Raw genomic sequence first — 16,691 nt, 5'->3', positions numbered from 1 at the left:
CGATTACTTCCTGGGGCTGCCCTTCACCTCGGGCGGCTTCTGCTCGGTGCCCGGCAGCCTGGCCGGCGCCGGGGCGTCGTCGAGCGGGTCGGCCTTGGCCAGTTTCACGGGCAGGCCCTTGAAGTGGTTGATGGCCTGGGCCAGCTGGAAGTCGTCCTTGCCGCCAAACTCGGGCGCCTTGCCGCTTTTGAGGATCGCCAGCGCGCGCTGTTCTTCCTCGAGCTCGTCGCGCTTGGCGCTGACGGCGTTCGGCTTGGCTTCGCCTTCGTTCGACAGGTGGCGGTCGAGGTCGGCTTCGCGCACGCGCAGGGCGTTCAGGCCATCGCCTTCCGGGGTCTCGTCGACTTTCAGGTCCGGGACGATGCCCAGCGCCTGGATCGAGCGCCCTTTCGGCGTGTAGTAGCGCGCGGTGGTGAGTTTCACCGCGGTGTTCTCGGTCAGCTGGCGCAGGGTTTGCACCGAGCCCTTGCCGAAGGTCTGGCTGCCCATCACGATGGCGCGCTTGTAGTCCTGCAGGGCGCCGGCCACGATTTCCGAGGCCGAGGCCGAGCCGGTGTTCACCAGCACCACCATCGGCACCGTTTTGAGGGCCGCCGGCAGCTTGGCCAGCGGATCGACGCCCGGCCTGGCGTAGAAGTCGCGGCGGCCGTAGAAGGTGGCATTCGATTCCGGCAATTGCCCCTTGGTCGAGACGATCACCTCGTTCTGCGGCAGGAAGGCGCTCGACACCCCGATCGCGCTCGGCAGCAGGCCGCCCGGGTCGTTGCGCAGGTCGAGCACCAGGCCCTTGATGTTCGGGTTCTGCGCGTACAGTTCCTTGACCTTGCTCGCCAGCTCATCCACCGTCTCTTCCTGGAACTGGCTGATGCGCAGCCAGGCATAGCCCGGCTCGACCAGCCTGGCCTTGACACTGGCCACGCGGATCTCTTCGCGCTCGACCGGCACCACCCAGGGCGTGTCGGCGCCGCGGCGGGCGATGGTCAGCAGCACCTTGCTGTGCGGCTCGCCGCGCATGCGCGAGATGGCCTCGTCGAGGGTCAGGCCCTTGACCGGCACGTTGTCGATGCGGGTGATCAGGTCGCCGGCCTTGATGCCGGCCTTGAATGCGGGCGTGTCCTCGATCGGCGAGACGATTTTCACGTAGCCGTCTTCCATCGCCACCTCGACGCCGACGCCGACGAATTTCCCTTGCACGGATTCGCGCATTTCCGCGAAGTCCTTCTCGTCGAGGTAGACGGAATGGGGATCGAGCGAGGCGACCATGCCGGCAATCGCATCCGACAGCAGTTTCTTGTCCTGCACCGGTTCGACGTAGTCGCTCTTGATCAGGCCGTAGACGTCGGCCAGCTGGCGCAGCTCGTCCAGCGGCAGCGGTGCTTCGGCGCCAGCCTTCTGCGCCATTGCCGAGAACTGGACCGAGGCCGCCACGCCGGCCACCATGCCGATGCCGACCAGGCCGAGGCTCTTGAGTTTATTGCCCATTGCTATTCCTAACGACTTAGAATTTGACCCAGCCGGCCGGATCGATCGGTTTGCCCAGATGCCTGAGTTCGAAGTATAGACCCGATTCTCCGTTACCGCCGCTGCTGCCCGCGCTGGCAATGACTTCGCCGGCCTTCACCGAATCGCCCACGTGCTTGATCAGGGTTTCGTTGAAACCGTAGATGGACAGGTATTCGCCGCCGTGGTTGACGATGATCATATTGCCCCAGCCGCGCATCCATGCCGCATGCACGACCCGGCCCGGGCCGATCGCGCGCACGTCGGTCCCTTCCGGCGCCTTGATGAACATGCCCTTCCACACCGGGCCGTCGGCGCGCTTGGCGCCGAAACGGGCGGCGATGGTGCCGGAGATCGGCGCCATCAGGCGGCCGCGCAGGTTCTCGAAGGTGCCGCTCGGCAGGTCGGCGGCGAGAGCGGTGTCGGCCGATCTGGCCGGCGGCTTCGTCTCGGCAGGCTGCTCGGCCACCTGCGGTTCTTCTTCCTTGACCGGTGGCGGCGGTTTGTACGGCTTGCCGTGCTTGGCCGCTTCGCGCGCCAGGCGTTCGCGTTCGGCCTGCCGTTCCCTGGCGCGGGCCAGGGCGCGCGCTTTCGCTTCCGCCTGCGCCTTGGCGCGTGCAGCGGCAAGCTCCTGCTGGCGCTTGCGCTCTTTCTCGGCAGCGATTTCCTGTTCGCGGATCAGTTTCGTCAGGCGATCGACCAGGCCGCTCATGCGCTGGGCATCCTGCTCCAGCTTGCTGGCTTCCTTGCGCTGGCTCACCAGCTTGCTAGACAGGTTGGCCACCAGCGAGGCGTGTCTGGCCTTCTCTTTTTCCAGCAGCGCCTTCTGGTCGCGCTGCTCCTGGGCGATTTCTTCGAGTTCGTCCCTGGCGTTCTGGGTCTCGGCCTGGTTGGTCTCGACCGCCGCCAGGTTGGTGCGCAGCGAGCCCAGCAGCTTGGCCTGGGCCTGCGACACATAGGCCATCATCTGCAGGTCGCGGTTGATGCGGTTCGGGTTGTCGCCCGACAGCAGCAGCTTGATGCGGTCTTCATTTCCCGCCACGTATTGTTCGCGCAACAGCTTGGCCAGTTGCTGCTTTTGCAGCGCGATGGTCTGTACCAGGCGCTCCTGCTGGGAGGCAAGCTCCTGCAGCTTGGTATTGGTCGCGGCCTGCTCGCCGGCCAGTTCGCGCAGCGAGCGGTTGGCGTCCGAGATCGCGCTTTCCGACTCGGCCAGCTCGTCGGCCGCGTCGTCCTTTTCGTTCTCGGTGCGGCTGATGTCCTTCTTCAGCGCGTTCAGCTTTTGCTGGATGCCGGCGCGCTGGGCCTCGGCCTGCGCCTTCTGCTTGCTGCGCGCGGTCTGGCGTGGCGCTGCCTCGGCGGCGCCGATCGACAGCGCACAGGCCAGCAGGCCGCACAGCAGCGCGCTGCCGGCGGACTTCAATGCGGGAAATGACAAGGTTACTTCGCTTTCCCTTGGTTGGCCACGGCGGCCATCGCGGCGGCGATCGCATCCTGGTCGCCCAGGTAGTAATGGCGGATCGGCTTCAGGTTCTCGTCCAGCTCATACACCAGCGGGGTGCCGTTCGGGATGTTGAGGCCGACGATGTCGGTGTCGCTGATGTTGTCGAGCATCTTGATCACGGCGCGCAGGCTGTTGCCATGGGCCGAGATCAAGATCTTCTTGCCGGCGCGGATGGCCGGGGCGATTTCCTCGTCCCAGGCCGGCATCACGCGCGCCACGGTGTCCTTCAGGCATTCGGTCAGCGGGATCTGGCCCTTGTCGAGACCGGCGTAACGCGGGTCGGCGAACGAGGTGCGCGGGTCATTGTCTTCCAGCGCCGGCGGCGGGGTGTCGTAGCTGCGGCGCCAGACCAGCACCTGCTCGTCGCCGAACTTGGCGGCGGTCTCGCCCTTGTCCAGGCCCTGCAGGGCGCCGTAGTGGCGCTCGTTCAGGCGCCAGTCGTTCTTGACCGGCAGCCACATCATGTCCATCTCGTCCATGGCCAGCCACAGGGTGCGGATGGCGCGCTTCAGCACCGAGGTATAGGCCAGGTCGAAGGTGAAGCCGGCTTCGCGCAGCAGGCGGCCGGCGGTTTTCGCCTCGTTGACGCCCTTCTCGGTCAGGTCGACGTCGGTCCAGCCGGTGAAGCGGTTTTCGAGGTTCCAGGTGGACTCGCCGTGGCGCATGAATACGATTTTGTACATAAGCTCTTCGGATCGGATAAAAGTGAGAAGGAATACGGATTCAGCTTCTATTTTATAATGCGACGATTCAATTCAGTTCAACCGACGGAAACTTCGTGAAATTCATCCTAGACCATATCTTTGTTGTAGCGATCGCCGTGATTTCCGGAGGCGCCCTGCTGTGGCCGGCGCTGGCTCCGCGCGGCCGCCGCGCTTCCCCGCTCCAGGCGACCCAGATGATGAACCGCGGCAAAGGCACCGCCGTGGTCGACGTCCGCAGCAACGAGGAGTTTGCCGCAGGGCACCTGCGCGACGCAAAACACATTCCGCTGGCAGACTTGGGCAATCGCATTGGCGAATTCGACAAGTCGAAAACCAAGACCGTGATCGTGGTGTGCCAGAGCGGCGCGCGCGCCGACAAGGCGGTGCGCCAGTTCCAGGCGGCCGGCTTCGAAGACGTCTACGCACTGGAAGGCGGTCTTGCAGCCTGGACGGCTGCCGGCCTGCCCGTGACCAAATAATCGTACGAAAGGATTACTGATGACTGCCCATGTCGTTCTCTACCACACCGCAAGCTGCCCCTACTGCGTGCGCGCCGAGCGCCTGCTAGAAGCCAAGGGCGTGACCGACATCGAGCGCATCCGCGTCGACCTCGACCCGGAACAGCGCGCGATCATGATGCAGCGCACCGGCCGCCGCACCGTGCCGCAGATCTACGTGGGCGAGACCCACGTCGGCGGCTTCGACGACCTGTACGCGCTCGACCAGCAAGGCCGCCTGGACCCGCTGCTGCAGGGCGGCGCGGCCTGATCGCAGGCTTAAAAGCCACGTAAACGCCAGTAAACTGCAGGGTCGTCGGCAATGCTATTGCAACCGAATTGGTTTTGATACAATTGCCGACGCCTTGATATTCAAGCATGCGGCAGCCTTTGCTGTCCCTTACATACAAACTGAAAGCGTTCCATGGCTGACGAAAATCTGCAACCCGTGTTCCAAATCCAGCGTATCTACCTGAAAGATATGTCGCTGGAACAACCGAATTCCCCGGCAGTCTTCCTCGAGCAGGAAGCCCCGACCATCGAGGTCTCGCTGGACGTCGGCGCCGAAGGTATCGCCGATGGCATCTACGAATCGACCGTGACCATCACCGTGACCGCCAAGGTCAAGGACAAGGTCGCTTTCCTGGTCGAAGGCAAGCAGGGCGGCATCTTCGAAGCCCGCAACATCCCGGCTGACCAGATGGATCCGCTGCTCGGCATCGGCTGCCCGAACATCATCTACCCGTACCTGCGCGCGAACATCGCCGACCTGATCACCCGTGCCGGCTTCCCGCCTGTGCACCTGGCCGAGATCAACTTCGAAGTGTTCTACCAGCAGCGTCGCCAGGCACTGGCCGAGCAGGCTGCCACCGCCGGCACCCCGGCAGGTAACCAGTAATTTGTTGTCCCGGGCGTTCCGGCCGCTCCTTTCGCGGGCAGGCCGGAACGCCTTGCCGTTCTCTTTTCCGCCTTTTGGCGCGTGTTGCGCTGTTGTTCCCCCCAAAGGCCTGTCATGCTCTCCGCCCCACTTCGGCTACGTCTGATCGCAGGCAGCATCCTGATGCTGGCTTCCTGCACGGCCTTCGCATTCGATTTCAAGACCGTGGGCCCGCGTTCCGTGATCCTGTACGACGCCCCGTCCGCCAAGGGCGGCAAGCTGTACATCGCCCCGAGCGGCATGCCGGTCGAGGTCATGCTCAGCTATGGCGAATGGGTCAAGGTGCGCGACGCCAGCGGCGACCTGGCCTGGACCGAAGCGCGCGGCCTGTCCGCCAGGCGCAACGTGATCGTGCGCGTGGCCGGGGCCAGGGTGCGCGCCGCACCGGAAGAGAATGCCGCCGTCCTGATGACGGCCGATAAGAACGTCCTGCTCGAACTGATCGATCCCGAAGCCGGCCCGTGGGTGCGTGTGCGCCACCGCGACGGCATCAGCGGCTACGTCAAGGCCGCCGACGTCTGGGGCATTTAAGCCCCGCATCTCAGCTCGCTCCTCCATGCCCGATACCAAACAACACCAACCCATCACTGTCCTCGGCGCCGGCGCCTGGGGCACGGCGGTCGCGATCGCACTGGCCGCCCGCCACGACGTCCTGCTGTGGGGCCGCAACCCCGAGCAGATGGCCGCCACCGAAGCGGCGCGCGACAATGTTTCTTACCTGCCCGGCCATCCGCTGCCTTCGTCCTTGCGCGTCACGGCCGATTTCGAGGCCGCCCTCGCCCACGTCACCGGCGCTGCGCCCGGCGCCACGCCGCTGCTGATCGCGGCTAGCCCGGTGGCCGGCCTGCGCCCGCTGTTGCAGCAGCTGAAGGGACGCGCCATCCCGAACATCGTCTGGCTGTGCAAAGGTTTTGAATACGAGACCGGCCTGCTGCCGCACCAGGTGGTGCGCGAGGTGCTGGGTGACTCGGTGCCCGGCGCAGCCCTGTCCGGCCCCTCCTTCGCCCAGGAAGTGGCGCGCGGCCTGCCCTGCGGCCTGACCGTGGCGTCCGCCGACGCCGAATTGCGCGAGCGCGTGGTCTCTCTGGTGCACGGCGGCAGCGTGCGCGTCTATGCCTGCGACGACATGGTCGGCGTGGAAGTCGGCGGCGCCGTCAAGAATATCCTGGCCATCGCCACCGGCGCGGCCGACGGCCTCGGCCTGGGCCTGAATGCGCGCGCGGCCCTGATCACGCGCGGCCTGGCCGAAATCACCCGCCTCGGCGTCACGCTCGGCGCCCAGGCCAGCACCTTCATGGGGCTGACCGGGATGGGCGACCTGATCCTGACCTGCACCGGCGACCTGTCGCGCAACCGCCGCGTCGGCCTGGCGCTGGCCCAGGGCAAGCAGCTCGACACCATCGTCCGCGAACTCGGCCACGTGGCCGAGGGGGTCCCCTGCGCAAAGGCGGTGCGCGAACTGGCGGCGAAACTCGGCGTGGACATGCCGATCACGAATGCCGTGGCCGGCGTGCTGTTCGACGGGGCGTCGGTGCAGGAGACCGTGGATCGTTTATTGGCGCGCGATCCGCGTAATGAACTAGCTTAACCGCTCGACTCGCGGCGCGTCGGACCGCCGCCGTTGTCGCCCGGGCGCAGCAGGATGGTCAGCAGCGCCACCGCGTCCTGGTTGGCGCGCACCGCATGCGGTTCGCCGCCGGCCAGGTAGACCAGCTCGTTCGGGCGCAGGATGGTGGTGCGGCCGTGGGCCTCGAAGGCGATTTCCCCCTCCAGGCAGAGCAGGGTCATTTCCCCCTCGACCCAGTGTTCGGGCATCGGCTTTTCCTTCGGCAGCACCAGCCGGATCAGCTCCATGTGGTCGGTCTTGATCAGTGCGATCGATGTGAAGTTCGCGATGTCGTCCTCACCGCGCTCGAGCGCGATGCATTCGCCGGATCTCGCATGCTGCAAGGCCATGGTGGTTCTCCTTTACGCTGTCTCTTCGAATACCTGCGGCACCCCGCGCAGCCAGTTCACCAGCGCGGTGGCGTCCTTGAATCCTTGCGCGAGCTGGGGCACCAGCTTTTCCGGGGCGTTGATGTCGAGCTTCACCTCGGTCCAGACAAAATAGCTCTTGAGCTTCAGATACTCGACCAGCGGATGGTCCGGGTCGAGGCCCTTTGGCGGACGCTGCAGTTTGTCTTCGGCCGTCAGGTCGCCATAGGTCTCGCGCAGATGTTTATTCTTCAACATTTTGGCGAAGCCTGTCGCATCGTTGACCACGTGTTCGCGGATCGCTTTCAGGCGCGCCGCCGGCGGCAGGTATTCACCGGCGCCGAAATGCAGGGTGCCGTTGGCCTCGATGTGGAAGTAGTAGGTCGGGCCGCCGGCCGCGCTGGGACGGCGCTTGTCGCCCGGCGCGATGCCCGCCGAAAAATGCGTTTTATAGGGCGTCTTGTCGTGCGAGAAGCGGGTGTCGCGCTGGAAGCGGAACGCCGCTTTCTTCGGATCGCAAGCCGCCACCTGGCGGTCGAACTGCGACACTGCCTTGATCAGTTCCGCCAGCGTTTCCAGGAATTCGGTGCGCAGGATGTCGTAGCGGGGCTTGTTCCAGAGGAACCAGGGGCGGGTGTTGTTGTCTTTGAGTTCGGTGAGGAATTGCGTCAGGTCGCGCAGATGCATAAGTTTTTCTTATTCATTAAAGTAAAATCAGGGAGCCTGGCGTGGGCGGCGGCCGACCGTGACGGCCAGGGTCGCCTGGCGGTTCTTGCGCATGACCGTCATGGTCGATTTGCCGCCAGGCGCCAGCTCGGCGATCAGGTTGAGCATGTCGTTGGTGCTGGAGACTTTCTTGCCATCCACCGACAACAGAATATCACCCGGGCGCATGCCGGCGCGGTCGGCCGGACCGCCACGCACCACGCCGGCGATGATGGCGCCGCTGTCGCGCGCGAGGCCGAAGCTGTCGGCCAGTTCCGGCGTGATGTCCTGGGATTCGATGCCGATCCAGCCACGCACCACCTGGCCGTTCTTGATGATGGAATCGAGCACCGTCTTCGCCGTCGAGACGGGAATCGCGAAGCCGATGCCGACCGAGCCGCCGGTCTGCGAATAAATCGCGGAATTTATGCCGAGCAGGTTGCCGCGGGTATCGACCAGGGCGCCGCCCGAGTTGCCGAAGTTGATCGCGGCGTCGGTCTGGATGAAATTTTCGAAATGGTTGATGTGCAGGTTGTTGCGGCCCAGGGCGGAGATGATGCCGAGGGTAACGGTCTGGCCCACCCCGAACGGGTTGCCGATCGCCAGCACGACATCGCCGACCCGCGCTTCATTGGGGTCGCCCAGCACGATCACCGGCAGCTTATCGGTCTTGATGCGGATAACGGCCAGGTCCGTCTCCGGATCGGTGCCGACGATGCTGGCGGCGGCTTTCCGGCCGTCGGCCAGGCCGACTTCGATCTCGTCGGCGCCCTCGACCACGTGGAAATTGGTCAGGATGTAGCCGTCGGCGCTGACGATCACGCCCGAGCCCAGGCTGGCCATCTGTTCCTGCGGCGGCAGCTTGTCGCCGAAGAAGCGCTTGAAGAACGGATCCTTCAGCAGCGGATGGGTGTCGCGCAGGGCTTTACTCGTCAGGATGTTGACGACCGCCGGCATGGCCCGGCCGGCCGCCTCGCGGTAGCTGCCCGGTGTCGGCATCCCCGCCGGGCCGCCGCCCGGCGCCTGCAGCACCGGCACCGCGCGTCCCGGCCCGCCAATGCCGACCTGGACCGGCTCCCGGCTCGATGGCAGCGAGCTTATCCATTCCGGGCGCAGGGCCGCGATCGCGGCATAGACGCCAAGGGCGATCGTGACGGTCTGCGCGAACAGGAGCCAGAAGCGCCGCATGGCCGGAACTTATCTGCCCTTCAGCGAGTCGCGGATCTCGCGCAGCAGCAGGATTTCTTCCGCGGTGGCGGCCGCGGCCACCTCTTCTTCCCTGGTCACGAAGGTCGCCCGCATCCGGTTCATGACACGCACCATCTGGAAGATGATGAAGGCCAGAATGATGAAGTTCAGCAGGATGGTGAGGAAATTACCGTAGGCCAGCACCGCGCCGGCCTTCTTCGCTTCGGCCAGCGGCAGGCCATAGGCTTGTCCGTTCAAGGGCAGGTAATAACTGGCGAAGTCGAGGCCGCCGAAGAGCTTGCCGATCGGCGGCATGATCACGTCCTGCACCAGCGAATCGACGATCTTCCCGAAGGCCCCGCCGATGATCACGCCGACGGCCAGGTCGACGACATTGCCCTTCATTGCGAACTGCCTGAACTCCTGCATCATGCCCATTTGCGCCTCCGTTGAAGTTTTCGACATACCCCCGGCGATCATACCTGAAAGCCGGGCCGTTTCTGGCGCGAGAGAGTTCCGATGCCCCAGTACGGGGAAGCGGAAAATGCGCATTTGGAAGGCATCATGACCCAAAGAACATTTTTTCTTTAATTTGCAAAACTGTTCACATATAATCGACTGTTGCAAAAAAGGTTTTTACCTGATTGCAATCTATTGCATTGCAGCATTTCGCATTTGACGAATGGAGTTGGTATGAGTGAAGAGAAGCAGGTCGATTCCGGCCGGCGAAACTTGCTCGTGGCTACATGCGCGGCGGGTGGCGTTGTCGGTGTTTCAACGGCCGGAGTCCTGGTAAGTACTTTCCAGCCTTCGGAACGAGCAAAGGCGGCGGGCGCGCCGGTCGAGGTGGATATCTCCGACGTCAAGCCTGGCGAACTGAAAGTGGTGGAATGGCGCGGCAAGCCGGTCTGGATCCTGCGCCGCACGCCGGAAATGCTGGCGAGCCTGAAGAAAAACGATGCTTTAGTCGCAGATCCGAACTCCGACAAGCCGTATCAGATGGATACGCCAGGCTATGCCAAGAACGAGACCCGTTCGCGCGCCGAGCACAAAGAAGTGCTGGTGGCGGTGGGCATCTGTTCGCACCTGGGCTGCTCGCCCTCTTCACGCTTTGCCGAAGGCCCGCAGCCGAACCTGCCGGACGACTGGCATGGCGGCTTCCTCTGCCCTTGCCACGGCTCGACCTTCGACCTGGCCGGCCGCGTCTTCAAGAACAAGCCGGCGCCGGCCAACCTCGACGTCCCGCCGTACATGTACCTGGCCGATAACAAGATCGTGATCGGCAAAGACGAGAAAGGCGAGGCATAAGATGGGCGCAGCGTTCAAGGAAACCAAACTCCCGGCGGATGCCCCGAAGAGCCAGAAAGCCCTGGCCTGGATCGACGACCGCTTCCCGCTGACCAAGCTGTGGAACGACCAATGGGGCAAGTACTACGCCCCGAAGAACTTCAACGTCTGGTACATCTTCGGCTCGCTGGCCATGCTGATCCTGGTGCTGCAGATCGTCACCGGCATCTTCCTGACCATGCACTACAAGCCGGACGCCGCCCTGGCCTTCGGTTCGGTCGAATACATCATGCGTGAAGTCCCGTGGGGCTGGCTGGTGCGCTACATGCACTCGACCGGCGCCTCGATGTTCTTCATCGTGGTCTACCTGCACATGACCCGCGCCCTGCTCTACGGTTCCTACCGCAAGCCGCGCGAACTGATCTGGCTGTTCGGCTTCGCCACCTTCCTGTGCCTGATGGCGGAAGCCTTCTTCGGCTACCTGCTGCCCTGGGGCCAGATGTCGTACTGGGGCGCCCAGGTGATCGTCAACCTGTTCAGCGCGATCCCGGTCATCGGCCCGGACCTGTCGCTGTGGATCCGCGGCGACTACGTGGTGTCGGACGCGACCCTGAACCGCTTCTTCGCCTTCCACGTGATCGCGATTCCGCTGGTCCTGCTGGGCCTGGTGGCCGCCCACCTGATCGCGCTGCACGAAGTCGGCTCGAACAACCCGGACGGCATCGAGGTCAAGGAAAACGTCGGCCCGGACGGTCATGGCGTCGACATGATCCCGTCGCATCCCTACTACACCACCAAGGACTTGTTCGGCGTGTCGGTGTTCCTGTTCATCTACAGCGCGGTGATCTTCTTCGCGCCCGAGATGGGCGGCTACTTCCTGGAGTACAACAACTTCATCCCGGCCGATTCGATGAAGACCCCGCCGCACATCGCGCCGACCTGGTACTTCACGCCTTTCTACTCGGTCCTGCGCGCCACCACCTCCGACTTCATGTGGGTCGTGATGGCCGGCGTGGCGGCCTACGTCGTGTTCATCTGGCTGCGTTCGCGCCTGTCGTACAAGACCAAGGTCGCCATCACCGCGATCGCCGTGGTGCTGGAAATCGGCATGCTGTTCCTTGATGCGAAAGTCTGGGGCGTGGTGCTGTTCGGCTCCTCCGTCGTGATCCTGGCCCTGCTGCCGTGGCTGGACCACTCGCCGGTGAAGTCGATCCGCTACCGCCCGAGCTGGCACAAGTACGTGTACATCGTGTTCGGCATCTGCTTCGTCGCGCTGGGCTACCTCGGCACCCAGCTGCCGACCCCGGCCTACACGCTGATCGCACAGGCTTGCACGCTGATCTACTTCAGCTTCTTCCTGCTGATGCCGTGGTGGAGTGCGTCGGGCCGCTTCAAGCCCGTGCCGAATCGCGTGACGTTCACCCCGCACTGATCGCCAAGGAATAGGACAACCATGAAATTATCGAAGAAGATACTCGCGGTCCTTGCCTTGCTGCCGGGACTGGTCTTTGCGAACGAAGGCACTTTCCCGCTGGATCACGCGCCGGAACGCAACGACGTCGCCTCGCTGCAGAATGGCGCCAAACTGTTCGTGAACTACTGCCTGAACTGCCATTCGGCGTCGGCAATGCGCTACAATCGCCTGAGGGATCTGGGCCTGTCTGAAGACCAGATCAGGAACAATCTGCTGTTCTCCGGCGAGAAGGTGGGCGACATGATGACCATCGCGATGCGCCCTGCGGACGCGAAAGCCTGGTTCGGCGCAGTGCCGCCGGACCTGTCGGTGATCACGCGCGCCCGCGCATCCGGCGCCGGTTCGGGTGCGGACTACCTGTATACCTATCTGCGTACTTTCTACAAGGACGATACCCGCCCGACCGGCTGGAACAACATGGTGGTGCCGAACGTGGCCATGCCGCATGTGCTGTGGCAGCTGCAGGGCGTGCGCACCGTGAAGATGGTCGAGGAAGACGATCCGCACGAGCACGGCAAGAAGGTGCACAAGTTCGCCGGTTTCGAGCAGGTCGGCAAAGGCCAGCTCACGCAGCAGGAGTTCGATACCCAGGTGGCCGATCTGGTCGCCTACATGAACTGGATGGCGGAGCCGGCGCAGGATCTGCGCAAGCGCCTTGGTGCAATCGTGTTGCTGTTCCTTGCTTGTTTCGCTTTCCTTGCGTGGCGTTTGAACGCTTCTTATTGGAAAGACGTAAAGTGATTTGATTGCCCGGTTATAATGCGGGCAATTATTATCCTGGGGTGAGCCGCATGGCGCTTCACCCCTTTGTTTCTTGAAGGAACTATAAACCATGATGGTTCTCTACTCCGGCACCACGTGCCCGTTCTCCCAGCGCTGCCGTCTGGTCCTGTTCGAAAAGGGCATGGACTTCGAAGTGCGCGACGTGGACCTGTTCAACAAGCCCGAGGACATCTCGACGATGAACCCGTACGGCCAGGTGCCGATCCTAGTCGAGCGCGAGCTGATCCTGTACGAATCGAACATCATCAACGAGTACATCGACGAGCGCTTCCCGCATCCGCAGCTGATGCCGGCCGATCCGCTGATGCGCGCGCGTGCCCGCCTGATGCTGTTCAACTTCGAAAAAGAGCTGTTCGTGCACGTGAACACGCTCGAGAACGAGCGCAACAAGGTTGGCGACAAGAGCCACGACAAGGCCCGCGCCGAAATCCGCGACCGCCTGACCACCCTGGCTCCGCTGTTCTTGAAGAACAAGTACATGCTGGGTGACGAGTTCTCGATGCTGGACGTCGCCATCGCCCCGCTGCTGTGGCGCCTCGATCACTACGGCATCGAACTGTCGAAGACCGCCGCCCCGCTGATGAAGTACGCCGAGCGCATCTTCTCCCGCCCGGCCTACATCGAAGCGCTGACGCCTTCGGAAAAGGTCATGCGCCGCTAAGCTGCACCGTTGCACGCCAGTCGTTCGACGCCCTCCGGCGAATCGGATTACACTGGCGTGTAACAACTTGTAAGCAATCTGATCCTGAACATGCCAGACATTTCAACGAAGCCATATCTCCTCCGCGCCATCTACGAATGGTGCACGGACAGTGGCTACACGCCTTACTTGGCGGTCAAGGTCGACGCCGCCACCACGGTTCCGATGGAATACGTGAAGAAGGGCGAGATCATCCTCAACATCAGCTACGGCGCAACTTCCGGGCTGAAGATGGACAACGACGCCATCACCTTCCGCGCCCGCTTCAACGGCGTCTCGCGCGAGCTCTACATTCCCGTGCAGAACGTGCTGGCGATCTACGCCAACGAGAATGGCCAGGGCATGGCTTTCGATGTGAGCACCACGGCTGCCGATATGGCGCCGCCTGCTGCTTCTCCTTCTGCTCCCGAGGCCGTTCCAGCTTCGCCCGCTCCTGCAGGGCTGTCCGCTGTACCGGGCAAGACTTCGAGTGTGCCGACTGCCGAGGTGTCGCATCTACCCGACGGCGACAATGAGCCACCGAAAAAAGGTGGCCGCCCGACGTTGACCAGGATCAAATAAGGGTATAATTCTGGCCACATTGCCGGCTTAGCTCATCAGGTAGAGCAGTTGATTTGTAATCATCAGGTGGCGGGTTCGAGTCCTGCAGCCGGCACCAATAAATTCAAGCACTTAGCCCAGCCTTCATGGTTGGGCTTTTTGCTTTCTGGGGTTCATGTAACCGCTGTGTAACCCAGCTTTGCAATTTCTCGATTCTATTGCAGCAAGCAACGGGTCCATGGTCCATATGGTCAGGTCCGGCCAAGCCAGGTCCGAACAGAAAGTTTTATAATCCGTGAACAACATCCTGCCGCGTTAGCGCCGAAGGCCAAGGCTGGCCTTCATAAATCATTCACTTATGAAATTTGACCTAAGCACCATAGCTGACCTAGCGGCTTTTTCCGAGACGGTGTCTCTAGAATGTAAGTTAGCGCAGGGCGAGGATGGAAAAGGAGCGGTACCAAAAGATTTTTGGCGCACCTACTCAGCCATGGCGAACACACAAGGTGGCATCGTCTTGCTTGGCATTCGAGAACAGGCGGGCAAGTTCTCCATAGCTGGTATCGAGGACATTGATCGGGTGCGTCGCGACCTCTTTAACAACCTCAATAACCAAAGCAAGGTCAGCACGAACCTGCTGCTTGATTCTGATGTGGAAGAGGTGTCCTTAGAAGGCAAAAAGGTTCTCGCTGTCCACATCCCCCAGGCACCACGTAAGAGGATGCCAGTGTTCCTTAACGGACAGCCGTTAGGTAATACTTGGCGTCGGCTCAATGATGGTGATCGCCTTTGCGATGAGGAAACTGTCAAGCGGATGCTGGCGGAGCAAATCGAGGATGTACGTGATCGACGCGTATTACCACATTACGGTTTAGCTGATCTCGATCAGGAGAGCGTACGCATCTATCGCCAGATGCTCAAGGATGAGTCGCCAGCCCACCCGTGGTTGGAGCTTACGGATGCCGACTTCCTCCGGCAAATCGGGGCTTGGCGACGTGACAGAGAGAGCGGGGATGAGGGCTTGACCTTAGCTGGGCTGCTGATGTTCGGCAAGTGGAGTTCAATTCAAGAGGCAGTTCCTCATTACTTCGTTGACTATCAAGAGCGACCGGAAGCTCGTACTGAACGTCGTTGGGTAGACCGTCTAGTGCCAGACGGCACTTGGTCAGGGAACGTTTTCGACTTTTATCGTAGGGTGTATCGTAAGCTCGTAACTGACTTGAAAGTCCCGTTTGCGCTTAAGGATGGCCAACGTCAGGACGATACTCCAGTTCACGAAGCTTTGCGGGAAGCTCTTGTGAACGCACTTGTGCATGCAGATTACACAGGCCGCGTGTCAGTACTTATCGTTAAGCGTCCAGATATGTTTGGCTTTCGCAATCCTGGATGCTTACGGCTACCGCTAGAGCAAGTTCTGCAAGGCGGAGAAAGCGACTGTCGTAACCGTCTAATGCACCAGATGTTTCTCATGATCGGACTGGGAGAGCGCGCGGGATCAGGAATGCCAAAGATCCTAAGCGGCTGGCGTAGCCAACATTGGCGTCAACCGTTGTTGAGAGAAAAGAACGAGCCAGATCAAACGCTGTTAGAGCTGCACATGCTTGATTTGTTACCAGATGCAGTAGTGCAACAACTTCGGGCACGCTTTGGAGAGACGTTTGATACTCTTGATCACGGTGAGCGCCTGATTATGGCAACAGCTTCGATCGAACAGGTAGTTAACCATGCTCGCCTTATCGAAATACTGGACCTTCATCCACATGACCTAAGTATGAAGCTTGCACGTCTTGAAAGAGACGGGTTACTGCAATCATCAGGGCAGTCGCGCGGTAAGGTGTACTACTTACAGGGCGAACGCCCCCTATCTCCGGAGGACGTCTTCCCTGCTTCGAGTACGGATACCTTCAGCCTTCCAGGCGTTATTGAGTTTACCTCCGGAGGTAAGACAGTAAGGTTCGTACCTAACGTCCCCAGCTCCGTACATAGCATTACTAGCTCCGTACATAACGACGCACTAGACCGAGATAGCGATGGTTGCCTGCTTGCCCAGCGTCTAGACGCTCCTGTAGTAGACGACTTGCAGGCAATAAGTGCTGACCTAAAGGAAGAGCTGGAACAGCGAGCAGCACTGCCCAGGAGCAAACCTCGCTTGAACCCGGCTGAGATGGAACCAGTCATCCTCTCTGTGTGTCGTGGACGTTACATCCGGCTCAATGTGCTAGCAGAACTCCTGAACAGGAACCCCGATGCCCTACGTCGGCAATACATGGATAAACTTGTAAAGAGTCAGCAAATGCTACGCGCATTCCCTACTAAGCCTAACCATGAAATGCAGTCTTACCGGACGAAAGATTAGCCCACGCCTTAGATATCCGAACCAATGTTGCAATTGATTGCAAGGGTGATCCAATCAATTGCAACCCAACTACGTCGCAGCCCTGCTAACTGCATGGGCCTTAGACCAACAGTGATGTGAAAAAGCCCTTTACTTTGTCGAAGAGAGTGGTCGCGATTGGCTACATGTACAGCGTGGCACACCTTTAGCAATCTTATGGGCGGTGCTCCTTCCATGGGGCCGCTGACAGCATGTAAACAAGGCCCACCCACTGTATGCTTCGCCGTCTGGCTTCAGCTTGAGCGCTCCCATCGGTTTTAAAAAGGCCCCGCCAAGCTGGGGCCGGGCAGAAGCTAATCATTGAGACATGCTGGTTTTGCCTGTAAGACATTCAACTCTCTAGGCACTACTCAACTGATGCACTGCGGTGCTTGACTGCAGCGTTTTAATTACGAACGAACGAGAACACCGACAACACATGCCGATTAAGAAGTCTTGATGTTGCCCCGCTATTCCCGGACACAGCCTGATGCTTAGTTAGCGTCAGTTTTCAGAGCCTGACG

At 61.5% G+C, this 16,691-nt stretch carries 18 protein-coding genes and 1 tRNA gene; 12 read left to right on the top strand and 7 right to left on the bottom strand.

Going from position 1 to position 16,691, the window contains the following annotated elements:
* Positions 1 to 3: 3 nt before the first annotated feature.
* Genes ACFPO9_RS12225 through gpmA form a run of 3 tightly spaced genes read right to left on the bottom strand, consistent with a single transcriptional unit; the run spans position 4 to position 3,687 of the window.
* Positions 4 to 1,482, bottom strand: a complete 1,479-nt coding sequence (locus tag ACFPO9_RS12225) for a S41 family peptidase (RefSeq protein WP_379771080.1) — start codon at positions 1,480 to 1,482, stop codon at positions 4 to 6.
* Positions 1,483 to 1,498: 16 nt separating this feature from the next.
* Positions 1,499 to 2,938 carry a murein hydrolase activator EnvC family protein gene (locus ACFPO9_RS12220; protein ID WP_379771078.1) on the bottom strand — a complete coding sequence of 480 codons (1,440 nt, stop codon included), beginning with the start codon at positions 2,936 to 2,938 and terminating at the stop codon, positions 1,499 to 1,501.
* 2 nt (positions 2,939 to 2,940) lie between these two features.
* Entirely contained in the window at positions 2,941 to 3,687 is a 747-nt protein-coding gene (gpmA, locus tag ACFPO9_RS12215; RefSeq protein WP_379771075.1) for a 2,3-diphosphoglycerate-dependent phosphoglycerate mutase, read from the bottom strand.
* A 95-nt stretch (positions 3,688 to 3,782) separates the two neighbouring features.
* On the opposite strand from gpmA, the gene ACFPO9_RS12210 reads away from it, so the two are divergent.
* The 5 genes from ACFPO9_RS12210 to ACFPO9_RS12190 all read left to right on the top strand — a co-directional run bounded on the left by ACFPO9_RS12210 (position 3,783) and on the right by ACFPO9_RS12190 (position 6,730).
* A complete protein-coding gene (locus ACFPO9_RS12210) occupies positions 3,783 to 4,187 on the top strand; it encodes a rhodanese-like domain-containing protein (RefSeq protein WP_379771072.1) in 405 nt (134 codons plus the stop codon).
* A gap of 19 nt (positions 4,188 to 4,206) precedes the next feature.
* Positions 4,207 to 4,476: a glutaredoxin 3 gene (gene grxC / locus ACFPO9_RS12205; protein ID WP_379771070.1), complete on the top strand. Its 270-nt coding sequence runs from the start codon at positions 4,207 to 4,209 to the stop codon at positions 4,474 to 4,476.
* Between the two features lie 153 nt (positions 4,477 to 4,629).
* On the top strand, positions 4,630 to 5,103 hold the full coding sequence (secB, locus tag ACFPO9_RS12200) for a protein-export chaperone SecB (RefSeq protein ID WP_379771068.1): 474 nt from the start codon (positions 4,630 to 4,632) through the stop codon (positions 5,101 to 5,103).
* A 114-nt stretch (positions 5,104 to 5,217) separates the two neighbouring features.
* A complete protein-coding gene (locus ACFPO9_RS12195; protein WP_379771066.1) occupies positions 5,218 to 5,673 on the top strand; it encodes an SH3 domain-containing protein in 456 nt (151 codons plus the stop codon).
* Between the two features lie 25 nt (positions 5,674 to 5,698).
* Complete coding sequence (locus ACFPO9_RS12190; RefSeq protein WP_379771064.1) at positions 5,699 to 6,730, top strand: NAD(P)H-dependent glycerol-3-phosphate dehydrogenase; 1,032 nt, start codon at positions 5,699 to 5,701, stop codon at positions 6,728 to 6,730.
* On the opposite strand, the gene ACFPO9_RS12185 is transcribed toward ACFPO9_RS12190, so the two are convergent.
* From ACFPO9_RS12185 to mscL, 4 genes are read right to left on the bottom strand one after another with little or no spacing between them, the layout of a single operon-like run.
* Positions 6,727 to 7,098, bottom strand: a complete 372-nt coding sequence (locus tag ACFPO9_RS12185; RefSeq protein WP_379771061.1) for a cupin domain-containing protein — start codon at positions 7,096 to 7,098, stop codon at positions 6,727 to 6,729. The two genes, ACFPO9_RS12190 and ACFPO9_RS12185, sit on opposite strands and share 4 nt — an antisense overlap.
* A gap of 12 nt (positions 7,099 to 7,110) precedes the next feature.
* The gene (locus tag ACFPO9_RS12180) at positions 7,111 to 7,803 is read right to left on the bottom strand and encodes a DUF2461 domain-containing protein (protein ID WP_379771058.1); all 693 of its coding nucleotides are present in this window, start codon (positions 7,801 to 7,803) and stop codon (positions 7,111 to 7,113) included.
* A 27-nt stretch (positions 7,804 to 7,830) separates the two neighbouring features.
* Positions 7,831 to 9,009 (bottom strand): Do family serine endopeptidase, encoded by a 1,179-nt coding sequence (locus ACFPO9_RS12175; RefSeq protein WP_379771056.1) that lies wholly within the window; start codon positions 9,007 to 9,009, stop codon positions 7,831 to 7,833.
* Between the two features lie 9 nt (positions 9,010 to 9,018).
* The gene (mscL, locus tag ACFPO9_RS12170; protein WP_379771053.1) at positions 9,019 to 9,447 is read right to left on the bottom strand and encodes a large conductance mechanosensitive channel protein MscL; all 429 of its coding nucleotides are present in this window, start codon (positions 9,445 to 9,447) and stop codon (positions 9,019 to 9,021) included.
* 255 nt (positions 9,448 to 9,702) lie between these two features.
* Between mscL and petA the strand changes: the two genes are divergently transcribed.
* The 7 genes from petA to ACFPO9_RS12135 all read left to right on the top strand — a co-directional run bounded on the left by petA (position 9,703) and on the right by ACFPO9_RS12135 (position 16,149).
* Positions 9,703 to 10,317, top strand: coding sequence for a ubiquinol-cytochrome c reductase iron-sulfur subunit (gene petA / locus ACFPO9_RS12165; RefSeq protein ID WP_379771051.1), 615 nt, complete (start codon positions 9,703 to 9,705; stop codon positions 10,315 to 10,317).
* Between the two features lies 1 nt (position 10,318).
* Entirely contained in the window at positions 10,319 to 11,728 is a 1,410-nt protein-coding gene (locus ACFPO9_RS12160; protein WP_379771048.1) for a cytochrome b, read from the top strand.
* Positions 11,729 to 11,749: 21 nt separating this feature from the next.
* A complete protein-coding gene (locus tag ACFPO9_RS12155) occupies positions 11,750 to 12,511 on the top strand; it encodes a cytochrome c1 (protein ID WP_379771046.1) in 762 nt (253 codons plus the stop codon).
* Between the two features lie 91 nt (positions 12,512 to 12,602).
* Positions 12,603 to 13,214, top strand: a complete 612-nt coding sequence (locus ACFPO9_RS12150; RefSeq protein WP_036231132.1) for a glutathione S-transferase N-terminal domain-containing protein — start codon at positions 12,603 to 12,605, stop codon at positions 13,212 to 13,214.
* A gap of 90 nt (positions 13,215 to 13,304) precedes the next feature.
* Positions 13,305 to 13,814: a ClpXP protease specificity-enhancing factor gene (locus ACFPO9_RS12145; RefSeq protein WP_379771043.1), complete on the top strand. Its 510-nt coding sequence runs from the start codon at positions 13,305 to 13,307 to the stop codon at positions 13,812 to 13,814.
* A 21-nt stretch (positions 13,815 to 13,835) separates the two neighbouring features.
* Positions 13,836 to 13,911, top strand: a tRNA-Thr gene (locus tag ACFPO9_RS12140).
* 240 nt (positions 13,912 to 14,151) lie between these two features.
* On the top strand, positions 14,152 to 16,149 hold the full coding sequence (locus tag ACFPO9_RS12135) for an RNA-binding domain-containing protein (RefSeq protein ID WP_379771041.1): 1,998 nt from the start codon (positions 14,152 to 14,154) through the stop codon (positions 16,147 to 16,149).
* Positions 16,150 to 16,691 lie beyond the last annotated feature (542 nt).

The organism is Massilia aerilata, from assembly GCF_042656905.1.
GTDB classification, from domain to species: Bacteria; Pseudomonadota; Gammaproteobacteria; order Burkholderiales; family Burkholderiaceae_D; genus Telluria; species Telluria aerilata.
The sequence above is the reverse complement of the archived record's forward strand: the minus strand, read 5'-3'. Positions and strand labels throughout refer to the sequence as shown.

Coding starts and splice junctions, on each gene's coding strand:
- ACFPO9_RS12225 (WP_379771080.1), bottom strand. CDS start 1,482: ATGGGCAATAAACTCAAGAGCCTCGGCCTGGTCGGCATCGGCATGGTG.
- gpmA (WP_379771075.1), bottom strand. CDS start 3,687: ATGTACAAAATCGTATTCATGCGCCACGGCGAGTCCACCTGGAACCTC.
- grxC (WP_379771070.1), top strand. CDS start 4,207: ATGACTGCCCATGTCGTTCTCTACCACACCGCAAGCTGCCCCTACTGC.
- secB (WP_379771068.1), top strand. CDS start 4,630: ATGGCTGACGAAAATCTGCAACCCGTGTTCCAAATCCAGCGTATCTAC.
- ACFPO9_RS12195 (WP_379771066.1), top strand. CDS start 5,218: ATGCTCTCCGCCCCACTTCGGCTACGTCTGATCGCAGGCAGCATCCTG.
- ACFPO9_RS12190 (WP_379771064.1), top strand. CDS start 5,699: ATGCCCGATACCAAACAACACCAACCCATCACTGTCCTCGGCGCCGGC.
- ACFPO9_RS12185 (WP_379771061.1), bottom strand. CDS start 7,098: ATGGCCTTGCAGCATGCGAGATCCGGCGAATGCATCGCGCTCGAGCGC.
- ACFPO9_RS12180 (WP_379771058.1), bottom strand. CDS start 7,803: ATGCATCTGCGCGACCTGACGCAATTCCTCACCGAACTCAAAGACAAC.
- ACFPO9_RS12175 (WP_379771056.1), bottom strand. CDS start 9,009: ATGCGGCGCTTCTGGCTCCTGTTCGCGCAGACCGTCACGATCGCCCTT.
- mscL (WP_379771053.1), bottom strand. CDS start 9,447: ATGGGCATGATGCAGGAGTTCAGGCAGTTCGCAATGAAGGGCAATGTC.
- petA (WP_379771051.1), top strand. CDS start 9,703: ATGAGTGAAGAGAAGCAGGTCGATTCCGGCCGGCGAAACTTGCTCGTG.
- ACFPO9_RS12160 (WP_379771048.1), top strand. CDS start 10,319: ATGGGCGCAGCGTTCAAGGAAACCAAACTCCCGGCGGATGCCCCGAAG.
- ACFPO9_RS12155 (WP_379771046.1), top strand. CDS start 11,750: ATGAAATTATCGAAGAAGATACTCGCGGTCCTTGCCTTGCTGCCGGGA.
- ACFPO9_RS12150 (WP_036231132.1), top strand. CDS start 12,603: ATGATGGTTCTCTACTCCGGCACCACGTGCCCGTTCTCCCAGCGCTGC.
- ACFPO9_RS12145 (WP_379771043.1), top strand. CDS start 13,305: ATGCCAGACATTTCAACGAAGCCATATCTCCTCCGCGCCATCTACGAA.
- ACFPO9_RS12135 (WP_379771041.1), top strand. CDS start 14,152: ATGAAATTTGACCTAAGCACCATAGCTGACCTAGCGGCTTTTTCCGAG.